Source organism: Methanolobus mangrovi (assembly GCF_031312535.1).
Classification (GTDB): domain Archaea; phylum Halobacteriota; class Methanosarcinia; order Methanosarcinales; family Methanosarcinaceae; genus Methanolobus; species Methanolobus mangrovi.
This window is the reverse complement of sequence record NZ_CP133594.1, coordinates 575,542-591,556: the sequence shown is the minus strand read 5'-3', so window position 1 is coordinate 591,556 and position 16,015 is coordinate 575,542. Positions and strand designations below refer to the sequence as shown.

At 41.0% G+C, this 16,015-nt stretch carries 14 protein-coding genes; 8 read left to right on the top strand and 6 right to left on the bottom strand.

Annotated features, from left to right (window positions below; translation table 11 throughout):
* The first annotated feature begins 139 nt into the window (after positions 1 to 139).
* Complete coding sequence (gene budA, locus RE476_RS03010; protein ID WP_309308924.1) at positions 140 to 982, top strand: acetolactate decarboxylase; 843 nt, start codon at positions 140 to 142, stop codon at positions 980 to 982.
* Here the strand turns inward: budA and RE476_RS03005 are convergent.
* The gene (locus RE476_RS03005) at positions 922 to 2,739 is read right to left on the bottom strand and encodes a PAS domain-containing sensor histidine kinase (protein WP_309308923.1); all 1,818 of its coding nucleotides are present in this window, start codon (positions 2,737 to 2,739) and stop codon (positions 922 to 924) included. The genes budA and RE476_RS03005 overlap by 61 nt on opposite strands.
* A gap of 315 nt (positions 2,740 to 3,054) precedes the next feature.
* On the opposite strand from RE476_RS03005, the gene RE476_RS03000 reads away from it, so the two are divergent.
* The gene (locus RE476_RS03000; RefSeq protein WP_309308922.1) at positions 3,055 to 4,212 is read left to right on the top strand and encodes an LL-diaminopimelate aminotransferase; all 1,158 of its coding nucleotides are present in this window, start codon (positions 3,055 to 3,057) and stop codon (positions 4,210 to 4,212) included.
* A gap of 160 nt (positions 4,213 to 4,372) precedes the next feature.
* Here RE476_RS03000 and aroC read toward each other — a convergent pair whose 3' ends face one another.
* Positions 4,373 to 5,470 carry a chorismate synthase gene (aroC, locus tag RE476_RS02995; RefSeq protein ID WP_309308921.1) on the bottom strand — a complete coding sequence of 366 codons (1,098 nt, stop codon included), beginning with the start codon at positions 5,468 to 5,470 and terminating at the stop codon, positions 4,373 to 4,375.
* Between the two features lie 25 nt (positions 5,471 to 5,495).
* Positions 5,496 to 6,377 carry a cation diffusion facilitator family transporter gene (locus tag RE476_RS02990; protein ID WP_309308920.1) on the bottom strand — a complete coding sequence of 294 codons (882 nt, stop codon included), beginning with the start codon at positions 6,375 to 6,377 and terminating at the stop codon, positions 5,496 to 5,498.
* A 446-nt stretch (positions 6,378 to 6,823) separates the two neighbouring features.
* Here RE476_RS02990 and RE476_RS02985 point away from each other — a divergent pair, with 446 nt between their 5' ends.
* The 4 genes from RE476_RS02985 (at position 6,824) to RE476_RS02970 (ending at position 9,761) form a co-directional block, all read left to right on the top strand.
* On the top strand, positions 6,824 to 7,576 hold the full coding sequence (locus tag RE476_RS02985; RefSeq protein WP_309308919.1) for a minichromosome maintenance protein MCM: 753 nt from the start codon (positions 6,824 to 6,826) through the stop codon (positions 7,574 to 7,576).
* A gap of 298 nt (positions 7,577 to 7,874) precedes the next feature.
* Positions 7,875 to 8,546, top strand: coding sequence for a hypothetical protein (locus tag RE476_RS02980; protein ID WP_309308918.1), 672 nt, complete (start codon positions 7,875 to 7,877; stop codon positions 8,544 to 8,546).
* A gap of 44 nt (positions 8,547 to 8,590) precedes the next feature.
* Positions 8,591 to 9,361, top strand: coding sequence for an ATP-binding protein (locus RE476_RS02975; protein WP_309308917.1), 771 nt, complete (start codon positions 8,591 to 8,593; stop codon positions 9,359 to 9,361).
* Between the two features lie 13 nt (positions 9,362 to 9,374).
* Positions 9,375 to 9,761, top strand: a complete 387-nt coding sequence (locus RE476_RS02970) for a cupin domain-containing protein (protein WP_309308916.1) — start codon at positions 9,375 to 9,377, stop codon at positions 9,759 to 9,761.
* On the opposite strand, the gene RE476_RS02965 is transcribed toward RE476_RS02970, so the two are convergent.
* On the bottom strand, positions 9,735 to 11,075 hold the full coding sequence (locus RE476_RS02965; RefSeq protein ID WP_309308915.1) for a tripartite tricarboxylate transporter permease: 1,341 nt from the start codon (positions 11,073 to 11,075) through the stop codon (positions 9,735 to 9,737). The genes RE476_RS02970 and RE476_RS02965 overlap by 27 nt on opposite strands.
* 145 nt (positions 11,076 to 11,220) lie before the next feature.
* Here RE476_RS02965 and RE476_RS02960 point away from each other — a divergent pair, with 145 nt between their 5' ends.
* Positions 11,221 to 12,141: a TIGR00269 family protein gene (locus RE476_RS02960; protein WP_309308914.1), complete on the top strand. Its 921-nt coding sequence runs from the start codon at positions 11,221 to 11,223 to the stop codon at positions 12,139 to 12,141.
* Here RE476_RS02960 and RE476_RS02955 read toward each other — a convergent pair.
* The gene (locus RE476_RS02955; RefSeq protein WP_309308913.1) at positions 12,135 to 13,043 is read right to left on the bottom strand and encodes a DUF7847 domain-containing protein; all 909 of its coding nucleotides are present in this window, start codon (positions 13,041 to 13,043) and stop codon (positions 12,135 to 12,137) included. The genes RE476_RS02960 and RE476_RS02955 overlap by 7 nt on opposite strands.
* 410 nt (positions 13,044 to 13,453) lie before the next feature.
* On the opposite strand from RE476_RS02955, the gene RE476_RS02950 reads away from it, so the two are divergent.
* Positions 13,454 to 13,633, top strand: a complete 180-nt coding sequence (locus RE476_RS02950) for a PLD nuclease N-terminal domain-containing protein (protein WP_309308912.1) — start codon at positions 13,454 to 13,456, stop codon at positions 13,631 to 13,633.
* A 239-nt stretch (positions 13,634 to 13,872) separates the two neighbouring features.
* On the opposite strand, the gene RE476_RS02945 is transcribed toward RE476_RS02950, so the two are convergent.
* Positions 13,873 to 15,891, bottom strand: a complete 2,019-nt coding sequence (locus RE476_RS02945) for a sodium-translocating pyrophosphatase (RefSeq protein ID WP_309308911.1) — start codon at positions 15,889 to 15,891, stop codon at positions 13,873 to 13,875.
* Positions 15,892 to 16,015 lie beyond the last annotated feature (124 nt).

Genomic DNA, 16,015 nt, shown 5'->3' with positions numbered 1-16,015 from the left:
AGTGAATAAGTGGCTTCTGTAAATATTTCATATCCGCCACATATAAACTTAAAACATCATTATAACAATACTTCCTAAAAATAAGAAGATAAATATATAACCAGCTGATAACTAAAGCAATCAATAGTGAGGAAATGAAATGAGAAACAGAAACTTGTACTTCACCATCCTGCTTATCTTCCTGTCAATTGTAGCAGGAGGGTGCATCACTGAAGAGAACGAAAACATTGAATCTGCTGATCAGACAGCAGGTACTGATAATAAATTAAGCAACTCAGAAACTGATACCATCTATCAGTTTTCCATAATAGATGCTCTTCTTGAAGGTGTCTATGACGGGGAGGTAAGCTGTGCACAGCTCAAGGAAAAAGGCGACTTTGGACTTGGAACTTTTGACAACCTTGATGGGGAAATGCTGGAACTCGATGGAATAATCTATCAGGTCAAAGCAGATGGCCAGGCATATGAAGTTGAAGACTCCGTAACATCACCATTTGCAGCTATCACTTTCTTTGAGACTGATATTGAAGATACAGTAGATGAGCAAATGGACAGCCAGCAGTTGGCAGAGCACATTGAGACACTTCTTCCAAGTCAGAATATAATGTATGCTGTAAAAGTCACAGGAAAATTCGACTACATGAAAACACGTAGTGTAGCAGCACAGGAACAACCTTACCCCAGACTTGTTGAAGTAACCAAGGATCAGTCTGTTTTTGAGTTCAATGACACAGAAGGAACAATTGTCGGATACTGGATGCCTGAATATGTCGAAGGAATGAATGTACCAGGTTATCACCTGCACTTCATCACACAGGATAGAACAGCTGGCGGACATATACTTGATTATACAATCAGTTCAGGAACTGTAGAGATAGATAGCACTGATAAGTTCTATCTGGAACTGCCGACAAACGATAATTACCTTAGCAAAGGTCTTTCACAGGACACAGAAGGTGAACTTGAAGAAGCTGAAAAATGATTTTGTTTTAAGGGGACACGTACATGAACTTTAGTTCCTGTCCCTTTTTCACTTTCTACCCATATCTTCCCATTATGGTTTTCTACAATTACTTTACTAATGTAAAGTCCAAGGCCATTACCACCATAATTTCTTGTTGAAGAACTGTCTATCTGATAGAATTTCTGGAAAAGATTTGGAATATCCTTTTCTGAGATACCAATACCAGTATCTTCCAATATCACATGAACCCCTTTATTCTCTATAACTGCCGATAGATTAATGGCCCCATGCTGTGGTGTGAATTTTACTGCATTGTCCATTAAATTGAGGAACACCTGAGGCAGGTATGTTCTGTCACCTTCAATAAAGCATGAATCAAAATCAACGTTTATATGAATATGCATTTTCTTTTCTTTGATCGTGTCAAAGAAGATATTGACAATATTAGTAAGAACAGAAGAAAACTCAATTTGTTCAAAATTGTACCTTATAGTCCCATTCTGGTTGGTACTTACAAACAGCAGGGAATCAATCAAATTCTGTAGCTTGCCTGATTTCGTCACAACACGTTCTATGGCATCCATCTGCCCATCGTTCAGCTGGCCCAGAGTACCATCGTACAAAAGTTCACTAAATCCTTTTATTGAAGTCAGAGGTGTGTTCAGTTCATGCCTCAGATTTGAAAGGAATTCATCCTTGAGCTTGTCAAGGGACTTTAATTCTTCGTATGCATGCTCTAATTCAAACGTTGACCGCTTTAAGGCATCTTCTGTTACCTTGCGTTCGGTGATATCACGTATATGGCTTACAGCCATCATTACATCACCTTTGGTATCGTATACCGGAAAAATACGGAAATCCCTTACTTTATGGTCAACTGGATCTGTGTGTTCGAATTCTTTCATGCTACCTGTTGAAAAAACATCCTTTACAGGACAAGGGTCACATGGCATCAGATTATGAGCAAAACAATCACACATCATAGGATGTGGGTTATCAACCTCAGGATGACATATCATGTCACTTTTCCAGTTGCTGGTAACTATCTTCAGCTCTTTATCAACAACAACGATAAGGTCTTGCAAGGCATTGAAAGTACTTGTCAGAAGTTCCTTTTGGTTTTGTAATTCTTCTTCGGAATTCTTGTTTGATGTTATGTCAGCAATAAGACCAATACCGCCATCAATAACATTGTCCTTTGATATCAGAGGAACGTAGTAAGATTTCAGATATATCTCCCTGCCAGATATTCGTGCAGAATATTCGTTCTCATAAAATGGACGGGAAGATTCCATATAACCTGCAAAAAGCTGATGTAAACGGTCATCATTTACATAATCAAATATCTCAGCACCGACAACGTCACTTTTAGGAACTCCAAAAATATTAAGGAAACTTCTGTTGCAATGGCTTATGGTTCCTTTTTGGTCCATAAATATCCCAAGGGGAGAAACATCAAATATCAACCTGTATCTTTTTTCAGAATCAAGAAGGGCTTCTTCCACATGTTTTCTTTCTATCACTTTACATAGTCGTGATGTTATGACATCCAACAACCGCTGCTCGTCTTTCAGGAACGGACCAATGTCATGCAGAGGACATTCCTCACGATAAGAGACATGAAGAGAACCTCTTTTAGTACCATGAACTATAATATCACTGGACAGCGACTGCTTGCGTTCTTCAAACCCGCCTGTCCGATATACTTCCCCATCCAGCACTATACATAACTCAGCAAGATCAGGATAAAGAAAGGCTGGTGGCATCCTTTGCATTATACCTCTTAATAGGGATTTGATGGGCACATGCAGATCAAAAAGATCAGAGATATTATAGATGCATTCAAGCTCCCTCTCCCTCTTTCTAAGAGCACCCAGTTTTTCTTCAGAAGTAATAATTCACACCACGTAGTAATGATAAATATATTAGTTTAATTTATATTTTTAATATTAATAGATTTTGTTTGGACATTATTTTATAGACAGTCTGGAAATTTTTGCTTATCCTATGCTATTAAATACATAGGAATCAATAGAAGGGATTCATAGATGCCATATGGCACTAAAAATGCCCCCACTATAGGTGAATAAATGTATTCAGACAGGATAAACTCATTGCCCCCGTATTTGTTTGCAACAATCGACCAATCTAAAGCAGCTATGAAAGCAAAGGGAGTAGATGTTATAGATTTGGGTGTCGGAGACCCGGATCAGCCAACACCTACCCATATTGTTGATTCAATGTGCGAAGCAGTACGCAACCCTGAAACCCACAAATACCCTTCCTACGCAGGAATGCCTGCTTTCAGGAAAGCTGCTGCTGACTGGTGCAAAGAGAGCAGGGGATTGAACATAGATCCTGCATCAGAGACCCTTACATTCATAGGATCCAAAGAAGGAATTGCACATATACCACTTGCATTTATCAACCCCGGGGATGTAGCCCTGTGTCCGGATCCTGCATACCCGGTTTACAAAATCGGAACTGAATTTGCAGGCGGAGAGCCTTATATCATGCCGTTGCTCCAGGAGAACGATTTCCTGCCTGATCTTGATGCAATCCCAAAGGAAAAGCTTGAAAAAGCAAAGATAATGTTCCTGAATTACCCGAACAACCCAACAGCAGCTACTGCTGACAAAAAGTTCTTTGAAGAGGTTGTACAGTTTGCCCGCGATAATGATATCATTGTCATACATGACAACGCTTATTCAGAAATGACCTATGATAACTACAAGGCACCAAGTTTCTTAAGTGTCGACGGCGCAATGGATATTGGAATTGAGATATACTCACTTTCAAAGACCTATAACATGACAGGATGGAGACTTGCTTTTGCAGTCGGTAACAAGGAAATAATATCCGGTATCGGCAAGGTAAAGTCCAATGTGGACTCAGGAGCTTTCGATGCTATCCAGATGGCAGGTATTACAGCACTTTCCAGCTCACAGCAATGTGTTGCAGACATGAATAATATCTACCAGAAAAGAAGGGATGCACTCCTGAAAGGACTACATGAACTTGGACTTGATGTCAAGCCACCTAAAGCAACATTCTACGTATGGGCACCTGTTCCTGATGGCTACGATTCTGTCGGATTTGCCAAACTGCTGCTTGAAACTGCAGGAATTGTTGCAACCCCTGGTGTTGGCTTTGGAACCTACGGCGAAGGTTACATCAGATTTGCACTTACCCGCCCTGTTGAAAGGATCAACGAGGCAGTAGAAAGGATGAGCAAGTTGAATATTTGATATTGCTTACCTTTTCTTCTATTTTTTACTATTTTTTCTTTTGCATCATTAACTAAGTTATTGTTATCATACCTGCAGAGATGTTTCTGTGTCACTTGATTAGACAACTGAACCGTAGAAATACAAATACAAAAAAAAAGAAAAAGGATTAAGGAGACATTTATACCAGCAAAGAATCAGGACCGATACGTCCGCTCCTTATCATATGGTCAGCAAGCACCACTGCCATCATAGACTCTGCTACAGGTACCATTCTTGGTGGAATTGTCGGATCGTGCCTGCCATGAACTTCAAGATCGATCTCTTTCATTGCAGCCATATCAACACTTTTCTGGGTCTTTGAGATAGAAGGAGTTGGTTTTACTGCTATTCTGCATATTATTGGCAGCCCTGTAGATATACCACCTATCATGCCACCTGCATTATTCGTTTTTGGAACTACCCGTCCATCATTAATTATAAAAGGATCATTCATCTGGCTTCCCTTCATGCGGGAGCATTCAAACCCTACACCAAACTCCACACCTTTTACAGCACCTATGCCCATCATCGCACAGGCAATATCTGCATCCAGTTTACCAAATACAGGCTCTCCGAGGCCAGCGGGCATACCTGTGGCAATTATTTCCACGATACCACCAATACTATCACCTTCAAGACGTGCAGCATTCACCTGCTCGAGCATCTTTTCAGCAGCTTGCGGGTCAGCACAGCGTACAACGTTTTTCTCAACGTTCAAGCGTATCTCATCAAAGGAAAGCTGCTTTGCTTTTACGCCGCCAAGCTCGATGACATGGGCAAACACTTCAACGCCTACAAGCGAGAGGAGCTTCTTGGCAACAGCACCACCGGCAACCCTGCCAATGGTTTCCCTGCCTGAAGACCTGCCTCCACCTCTGTGATCGCGCATACCGTATTTCTCAGAATAGAAAAGGTCTGCGTGGCCGGGACGCGGGATATCCTTTATATAATCATAAGCACTGGACTTTGCATTCTTGTTCCATACAAGCATGGATACTGGCATTCCTGTTGTAATGCCATCAAGTACACCGGACAATATTTCCACGGAATCTGCTTCTGAGCGTGGTGTGGATACTTCACTCTGTCCCGGACGGCGGCGGTCAAGGTCTTTCTGAATATCAGTTTCCGATAGTTCAAGTCCTGCCGGTACCCCGTCAACAACAACTCCCAGAGCTTTTCCATGGGATTCGCCCCAGGTAGTGATCCTGAAAGAATGTCCGAATGTATTTCCTGGCATAATCGTATAGAGTTCCTGATAATATTTATATCGACCGTGTGTGAGCCGGCTCTATGTGTACCAGAACATCTGCGATCCCATCAAAACTTTCCTTGATACGGTATTGAACAATATGGGAGATTGTGTGGGATTTATAAGTGCTCATATTAGGGTCCACTTCAACATGAAGGTCTACGTAGACGTTTCCCGGAGGGCCACGTGTTCGTATATTATGACAATCTATCACACCTTCTACATTACAGACTACCTCTGATATCTTTTCAGGATCGATCTGGGATTCATCTATCAGTATGGATATGCTATGGAATATTATCTCTGCACCTGCATGCAATATGACAAATGCGATCAATATAGAAACTGCAGGATCAATGATAGGATAGCCAAGCCTGATAGCTATCAAACCTGCTATTACTGAAAGTGAAACATATATGTCACTTCTGGTGTGGGCAGAATCTGCAAGAAGCACTTCACTGTTCAGTTGTCTACCTTTTTTACTTTCATAGGTAGTCACTGAATAATTAACCAGCATTGTTACAAGCATCACTGCAAAACTTATTGCAGTAACCTCCGGATGATTGCCATTTCCAAAGCGGTCAAATGCAGAATGGACAATTTCAAAAGCAACAACGGCCAGTATCACAGCTATCATTATGGAAGCCAGTGTCTCGAACTTACGATGACCGTAAGGATGTTCTTTGTCAGGTGGTTTGGCTGCTATCTGAATGCCGATGAGACCTACAATATTGGAAACTCCATCAAAAAGAGAATGGAAACCGTCTGACTGCATACTGAGTACGTTTGTGTAAAAACCATAGGCAATCTTGGCAAAAGACACTGCCAGGTTCAGGAAAAGCACATACACCATTACTTTTCGTATTTGCCTGAAACGGGATTCCATGTCGTACATCAATAGGACTATTGAACATCAACAATATAAAGTATATGATATGGAAATTACTAAGCATATTTCTAAATGCTAACAAAAAACATAAGGTATGTCAATAATCTTCAGGCAGCATAATTGTGAACTTGCTTAGTTCATTCATTGAGATATATTTTCTGTATCTGTCCACCGGACAACTAAATTTCTCCTGAATAAAACGATTCAAGCTTGTCTTCGAAGTCATTTGATGCATCCCTGATGATAATGGTAGCCTGGTAAGTCCATTAGGTTGGGAATATGGACTTCACCGCCTGCCATATATCCTTGCTCCATCAGGTTTATTTTAACATATCTGAATATGCCCTTTTCCTATTCAGGATTAACTTGTATGATATAGAACAGCAACCCATAAACAATTAATTGACCTTCGGAACTTTTATTATTCATACTAACTATTGTTGCTTTGTGATATGATGGGCGAAACTGTGCAAGAATTAATAGAAGTTCCTATCGGTGAAATTCAAGCTAAACATTTGTCTAAATCAATTACTGTGAAAGGACAAATTGTAGAAGTAGGGAATATTCAACCAAAAATTAAAAAAGCTATTTTTAGATGTGAAGCATGCGAAACAAATATTGAGATTCCTCAATCCACAAGCAAAGAATTATTGACACCACAAATATGTTCAAATGAGACATGTGGTAGAAGTAACTGTTTTGAACTTTTAATCGATGAATCAGACATTATTGATTATAGGTGGATACGTATTGGAAAGATTCTTGATAATTATGGTTCTGTGGATACAAATAATTCATTATTCGTGGAGATTGAAGGAGACCTTGTAACAGAGCCAATTATGGATGCTATAGTTTCTATTACCGGAGAAGTAAAGACTTCATTAAAAGGCAAAACAAACAGCAGGACTAAAATAGGAGACTATATCCTGTATGCGACTGCAATTGAGAAAGTTACTCAAAATGAACTAAAGCCTTCTCTTAAAAAGCCAGAAATTAGAAAAGCTAATCCCAATAAAGTAAAAATGATTGAGATATTAAAAGAGATGAAGGATTCAAAAAATAGTCATCGGCTTCTCTTAGAAGACGTTTATACTACAACACAAATGCATGATATCAGTAAAATAGAAGTTGACGAACTTATGGTAGAGCTAGAGCGTCGAGGAGATATATGCAGAACAGGTAAAGACCTTATAGTTATTATGTGAACAATACTTTAGTGCAAATATCTACCCTATACCAATATATCAGTCATTCACAAAACGTTTACTGTATAGACTGCATTGGATAAGGGTTATTTGAAGACTGAAGTTTGAAATCAATTATTTAATGGCTCCGTAGAAAACATATTAAAGTCACCATAAATGGCTAGAGTCATGTATAAACAGAAGGGAAACCAACAATCGTTAACACCAAGTGCTTTAATATATAAATAAACACATAGTACGTTCAGGTGATACTTTGGTTCTGAATGTAAAGAAAGCTTGTTTTTTAATTTCACTATTATTGATAATTTCCCTGAGTTCAGGATGCCTTGAAACTCCACAGGCAACTCCTGCAGCTATCAATGAGAATGCACTGTTGGCTTATGGATGGTCACAGGTATCCATCGAGGAGAACTCATTCGAGCAAACAATTACCGATTCAACAAGTATAGCTCTCAATTCCACGACTGTAAAATACCATAATGACAGACTGAGCGAGGATATAAGTAAACAGGTAAGTGATTTTGAGGAATCTAACAACCTACCTCTTTCTATATCAATACCAGAAAACCTAAGCGCTCAGATAATTACATATCGCCTTTCTTTGCCTTCCGGAGCTAAACTCCCGACCGGACTTGTATCCAGAATAATGGAGACGATGATCGATGAAATAAAGGATGATGGTGAGGTTGAAAACCTTCAGGAGACCACCACCAGAAACCTTACGCTGGCAGATGGAACGGAAACCATGGTAAAGATATTCTCAGCAGCCGGCAACTCTACTGATTCAGGAATGAGAATGCTGGGTTTTGTCACTGCCTTTGAAAATGAAGATACAAGCACCATAATTATGGGACTTGTACCGGATGGTGAATACCGTATTGAAGTCTGGCCGATAAATGACACACTATTCTCAATAGACGGAGAAAGTGAACTGGATGAAATGCTGGAACTTGTAAGTACTATAGAGTGAGTGCAACCGGAAAATATAATTCATATAAATTCTCAGTTCTGAGCATGGTAAAAATTGCAGTCACAGGAAAAGGCGGAGTAGGCAAGACAACATTTTCCGGAACTCTTGCAAGAATGCTGGCAAGGGATGGGTATGATGTACTTGCCATTGATGCCGATGCCGACATGAACCTTGCTTCCTCCCTGGGGATTAAAAAGGCTCCTGAACCACTCACTGACTATCAGGACCTCATTGAAGAGAGAGCAGGGGAAAAGGGAGGCATGTTCAAATTCAATCCAAAAGTCGATGACATTGTGGATAAGTTCGGTGTTGTTGGCCCGGATAATGTCAAAATGCTCGTCATGGGCACCATCGAGAGAGGCGGAAGTGGCTGCATGTGTCCTGCTTCAGCATTCCTGAAAGCTTTTTTGCGCCATGTGGTGTTAAAAGATACCAGTGCTGTTATATTGGATATGGAAGCGGGGATTGAGCACCTTGGAAGAGGCACGACCCGAGGAATAGACCTTATGATAGTTGTTGTTGAACCAGGAATGCGTTCCATTGAAACAGCCCAGAGGATCAAGCAACTTTCCGAAGGTATCGATGTAAAGCATCTTGCTGCAATCATCAACAAAGGTACTTCTGCAAATATCAAACCAAAACTGGAAGAGCTTGGAATCCCTGTTCTCGGAGAAATACCATACGACCCCGACCTTATGGAAGCTGACTTCAATGGACTTGCACCAATTGATGTCGGAGGCAAGTGGATAGATTCGGTCACAGAGATCAAGAACACAATGCTTGAAATGATAGCAGGTTTTGAGAAAGAAGAATAGTAGTGGTTCAATAATGATCAGAACTTCCTGCAAGACTGTAGAAGCTTACATCACAAAAGACGGTTCATCCATCAGGGAACTCATGCATCCTCTTGTACATGGTAACTTAGCCCAGAGTCTTGCTGAGGCTACAGTACCTGCAGGAAGTACCACACTTTTGCACCGGCATAAGGTTACAGAAGAGATATATCATATTTTATCAGGCTGTGGCCTGATGATACTTGGGGAAGAATCTATTTTCGTCGAAGAAGGAGATTCCATCTGCATTCATCCCGGAACCCCCCATAATATCAAAAATACCGGCGAAGAAGAACTTAGGTTACTGTGCTGCTGCTCCCCATCCTATTCACATGAAGATACTGAGATACTTGAACTAAATGAAATACAGGATCACAGGTAACAATATCACGCCCATCGCATGACTCTTTTTTACTCCGAGAAACGGAGCAAGCATTCCTATTGGAATTGATATGACAAAAATAAGTAACCCGAATACTCCTGTTGACAACAATATCATGACTGCAAGGAAAAAGATGATACCGTAGCAGAGCTTGGGATAATCTAGTTTTTCCAGCACATGATGAATATTATCGCCAAGATAGATTGTTGACAGGTATGAAAGTAATGATGTCAGCAGAAGTGCACACAAAAAAAGCACTACCTGTGAAATTTCCAGAGACACACCGTTCATCAACTCATTTATGGCTACCATTGCACCACTCCTTGTCTTTCCCAGGAATGCAAGTGCCATCAATCCGAATATTGCATTGCTTGTGTTGACACCTGAAATTGACACGATGAATTCTTTTGAAGAACTCTGGAAAGCCCCATCATCCTGAAATCTATCACCGGAACTTTCGTCTTCCTTCACAAAGAGGCGCGCAAATAAAGTTGCTATTGATGAGGATATTCCTGGTAACCATGCCACAATGGAACCGAATATACTTCCGGTTACAATTCCTCTGAAGATCTTAGTCCTTTCAAGGTCCGGTTTTGAATCATATTGTACCGGAATAATCGGATCGGAGAACAGGCTTATGATGAGCTGGGATGCACCAAATAATCCGCTTAACAGTGGAAGTAGTATGGAGCCCTCCGCCCAGCCTATTATCGGAGATGAAAGATATTCCATCCTGAATGCGAGCATACCTAACAGGCCACTCATTCCAAAGAGCAGAAATGCAAAGAATCTTTTTCTCCACACATGTATCTTTCCTTCTCCGTGGAGATACTCACCTTTCTCCGTCATTATCATTACAAAGACAACGAAGATGAGGATATATGCCATGTTTGCCTGAATGACCTGATGCCCTTTCACGAAAAGAAATGAAAGTGGGATTACTGTAAGAAGAGACAGGACAACAGAACCTGCACTTCCAAGAGCTGAAAGACGGATAGCCTGCGCACCCTGACCTTCAAGCAACAGAGTATGGCCGGGAAGTACTGCCAGAGCTGTATCTTCCCCAGGTGCTCCGAGGAAAATAGATGGAATAATATCATGAAAAGTATGCGATATTGAATTTGATAGTATCATGGCCGCAATGCAAACGGCCGGCAATCCCTTTTCAGAGAGAAAGGGAGAGAATGCAAGCAATATCAATGCGAAGTTGTTGGTGTGAATTCCTGGTACAAGACCGGACACAATGCCCAGAAGATAACCAACAAGCACCGATATTAAAAATGCCCACATGGGTACATCTGTTAGCACACTCATTATTATTTTCCTGTATTTTCAGTCAGGAACATTGGGCTATTACTTAATTTTTGCTTTTTGTGTTTAAAATAAATATCATGTGATAATTATTAGAAATGGTTTGCCAGGACAATTTTATATAATAAGATTCCATGACCTTACAAGAATGGAAACAAAAACGATCAAATGCAACAAATGCAACAACGATGCAATCATTTTTCAGAAATACTCAGGTATGCACCTGTGCAGGAAACATTTCATAGAGGATGTTGAGCGTAAGATAAAACTCACCATCAGGAAACATTACAGCATCCAGAAGAATGATGTCATTGCAATAGGACTTAGTGGCGGCAAAGACAGCAGTACTACCCTATACATATTACACCAGATATTCGGGAAAAGACCGGACATCGAACTTGTAGGCATATCCATTGATGAAGGTATCGAAGGATATCGACCAAGCACGATAGGCTCTGCAAAAGAGCTAACGGAAAAACTTGGTATCAGACATATAGTTCGTTCATTTAAGGAAGAATACGATACTACTATGGATGAGATAGCTCCGCAACAAAGAGAGAAGGGGGCATGTAGCTATTGTGGTGTCCTGCGAAAATCCCTGTTGAATAAGATAGCTCTGGAAATAGGTGCGACAAAACTGGCTATCGGTCATAATCTTGACGATGAGGCACAGACAATTCTCCTCAATCACCTGAAAGGAGATGTGGCTCGTATGGTAAGACTTGCTCCCCCAAAAGAGCTGGAAGGACTTGTCCTTAGAATGAAGCCACTCAGACATATTCCTGAGAAAGAGGTTGCCCTCTATGCTTACCTGCATGACCTTCCATTGGGTTTTGGAGGATGTCCATATGCACATGAGGCAATGAGAAGGGAGATAAGGGTCATGCTCAATGAATTCGAGGTCAACCACCCGGGGACTAAATATGCCCTGTTGAGTGGTTTTGACAAGATATCAGGCATTCTTGGCCGTGAATTCCCACAGGAAGGTCTCTCCAGATGTAGCCTGTGCGGACAGGCATGTACTGAAGATATATGCCAGGCATGTAAGCTTCTTAAACGTGATCAGTAATCCAGAAGATAATCCTCAAATGAATACAGTTTCCTTTCTGTCCTGTTCAGATAGAAACGTGTAAGCCAAACAGTGATCAAGGGCTGTATGACGATGGTGCTGAGTATAAATTCTAAAAATGACCATAGCTGGGCTATTACATCCATATAGGATGTTGCTTCCCCTATCAAACTCAGAAACACAGATAGCCCAATCACCAGAACCCACATCATGAAAACGGGGAACATATTACGTCGGAAGACTGAAATTCCTTTTTCAATTGCACTGATGGGATCAAGACCATCAATTACAAGGGCATAGTCAACAAATAAAAACACAATGCTCAGGATTAGTATGTATAATACCCATACCATCATGCCTATCATGAGCAAGGATGCACCTGTAGCAGCACTCCCAGGGTTTGCCAGGAAAAGAGATACATCACCTATTGAGATAATGCCTGGCACAAGGAACACTAAACCAGCCACAGCAAGCAGGAAAACAAGTATATTCGTAAGGAAAAGATTAATGAAATTCTTTCCACCTGAATGGAACATATCACCCAGATTCGTATGTCCTGTTTCCGAGGCTGTTTTCGCCATCCCTATGGCTCCAGCAGCAAAGAATGACTGGACGAGCATGTAGAATAGGAACAAAACAATTCCTGAAAGGATCAACATCAACATGTTCTCTGAGAATGTAGAAGTGAACATGCTCAGCACTTCTTCGGGAGAGAGAACTGAGGGATCAATATTCTGCTTTGAGATCACCGGAGCAATAAATACCACTGTGAAGACCAACAATCCTAAGAAAAAGAATACAATTGCTGTCAACACCTCAAGTATAAATGGTACACAAATGTTCAAATTCCTTGTCCAGGTCGCAAAACCTTTGCGCACAACCGTTCCAATGTCCTCAACCATGAAAATAACTCCGAGATATTGACATTCTACGTATCACTCATATTTATTTGCATCCCACTAGTAAAATGAAAGAACTGTATATACAAATAGTTATTATTTCAAAAGTGCGGGATGGAATAATAAACCTTAAATACCATAATGCCTTTTCTAGATTGTTCTTGCACGGGTGGCTCTTTTCATACATTAAACCCACTCCCACACTTAAACCCCACTCCCCAAATACATTAAACCCAACCACCCGTGCAAAACGTGTTTTCTGAAAAACTGAACCACGTAGTTAAATCTGTTGTAATTTAAGCATATAAACACAGATATATTAGCACATCTGAATATTAGGTTGAATATACAGTTACAACTTTCAGATAAATATATATAGGTAGTACAAGCTATCTTTTTTTGAGGTGTAAAATATGTCATTGTTATATAACTTATGGGGATTGCTCACCCTGGCAGCTTTTATCTGGGTGATCTACGATATTATGACCAGTAATAAGGGCCTTGAACCAGTAAAAAAAGTGCTCTGGATAGTTGTTGCTTTTATTTTTGGTATCCTGGGAGCTGTAGCTTACTACTTCCTTGGAAGAAAATAAGAATCTGCGAGCAGATTCTTTATTTTATTTTATTTTATTTTCAAAGATTATTTCATCCTGTCTTTTTTCTGAAAGAATAAAATACTGAATTCCTGAGTCCATACTATACTGTACTTTTAGTGTACAAAATAGAATAACACACATTCTTTGATACTGCAGAGTAAAATCTACAGGATGAAGCAAATCAAAAAAGAGAAAGGATTTCCGGCTTTTGCCGGAAACATAATTTGTTCTTTGTTTTAGAAGATTCCTGCGCCTATGAACAGGGACGCGAACAGGATTGCAACCATGTTCACTACCTTGATCAGAGCATTGAGTGCAGGTCCGGATGTGTCCTTGAATGGGTCACCTACGGTGTCACCGACAACAGCTGCCTTGTGAGCATCTGAACCTTTTCCACCATATGCCCCATCTTCAATGAGCTTCTTTGCATTATCCCATGCACCGCCACCGTTGTCCATTGTAAGTGCGAGCAAAAGACCACACACAATGATACCGATAAGCAGACCACCAAGAGCTGCAGGACCAAGTATAAGTCCGACTGCCAATGGGGTGACTATAGCAAGGAAACCAGGAATAGCCATCTCACGGATAGCTGCTGCTGTGACGATGTCGACACACTTACCGTATTCCGGCTTTCCAGTTCCTTCCATGATACCAGGTATCTCACGGAACTGGCGACGAACCTCGTTCACGATCTCAAAGGCTGCTTTACCTACAGCACGCATTGTAACTGCACTGAAAACGAATGGAAGCAGTCCACCAATGAAAAGACCTACAAGAACCAGTGGCTGGTCAAGACTTAGATCAGCACCACTGAGGTCTACCTTGTACCTGTAATCTGCGAAGAGAGCCAGAGCACCAAGTGCTGCAGAACCTATCGCATATCCCTTAGTAACTGCCTTTGTGGTGTTACCTACTGCATCAAGTGCATCGGTGATCTTACGGACATTAGAAGGCATACCTGCCATTTCAGCGATACCACCTGCATTGTCGGTAATAGGACCGTATGAGTCAAGTGCTACGATCATTCCGGTGGTTGAAAGCATTGCTGCTGCAGCAATTGCGATACCATAGATACCAAGTGCAGGATCTGTTGCTCCGCCTACAATGTAGAACGAACCAAGGATACCAGCAACGATGATGACCAATGGAAGTGCTGTACTTTCAAAACCAATTGCAAGACCTGAAATGACGTTTGTACCTGCACCTGTTTCGGATGCAGCGGCAATTGTCTTTACCGGACGGAAAGATGTTGAAGTATAATATTCTGTGAAAACCACCATCAGCACCATGATAACAATACCAACGAGAGCTGCATAGTAGAATTTCATATCACCCATAAGGGAAGTTGTAACAAAGTAGAAAGCAATGAGACTTAGGATTGCAGAAACTGCCACACCTTTGTATAATGCTTTCATGATCTTCCCATCATTGCCAACCTTGACAAAGAAGACAGCTATGACGGATGCGAAGATTGCCACTGCACCAAGGATGAGTGGATAAAGAATTGCGTTTGCGTATGAGTCAAGGATAAGTGATCCGAGAAGCATTGATGCGAGAACTGTTACTACATATGTTTCAAAGAGGTCAGCACCCATACCGGCACAGTCTCCTACATTGTCACCTACGTTGTCAGCAATTACACCTGCATTACGTGGGTCATCTTCTGGAATTCCAGCTTCGACTTTACCGACAAGATCGGCACCAACGTCAGCTGCTTTTGTGAATATTCCGCCGCCGACCCTTGCAAAGAGACTGATAAGACTGGCACCAAAACCAAATCCGATTACAAGATCCACATCACCGTAAAGGATGTAGAAAGTGCTTGTACCAAGAAGTGCAAGACCTACTACAGCAAGACCTGTGACCGCACCACCGCGGAATGCAACAGACATTGCTTTCTGTAGACCTTTTGATGCAGCTTGTGCAGTCCTTACATTTGCCCTTACGGATACGTTCATACCAATGTATCCTGCTGCTGCGGAACTAATTGCACCAACAAGGAAACCGACTGCTATTTTACCCCCATCCTCACCAAGGAGAACAAAGATCAGTACAGCAAGAATTGCAGCTACTACTGCGATTGTTTTATATTGACGATTCAAATAAGCCATCGCACCTTCCTGGACAGCACCTGCTATTTGCTGCATCTTTTCGGAACCAGCGTCCTCTTTAAGAACACTGCGCGCAAAGAAGCCGGCAAATAACAAACTAACGAGACCAGCAAGAGGGGCAAGATAAATTAAAGCTTCCATATTAAAACTCCTCTCAATATAGTTTATTTTAATGCTAGATTTTAGTCAACTTTACTTCTATAAATATTCATAAAGTAGTAAATCATTGACAGAATGAGTTACTACATAATTGTAACCACGTCGG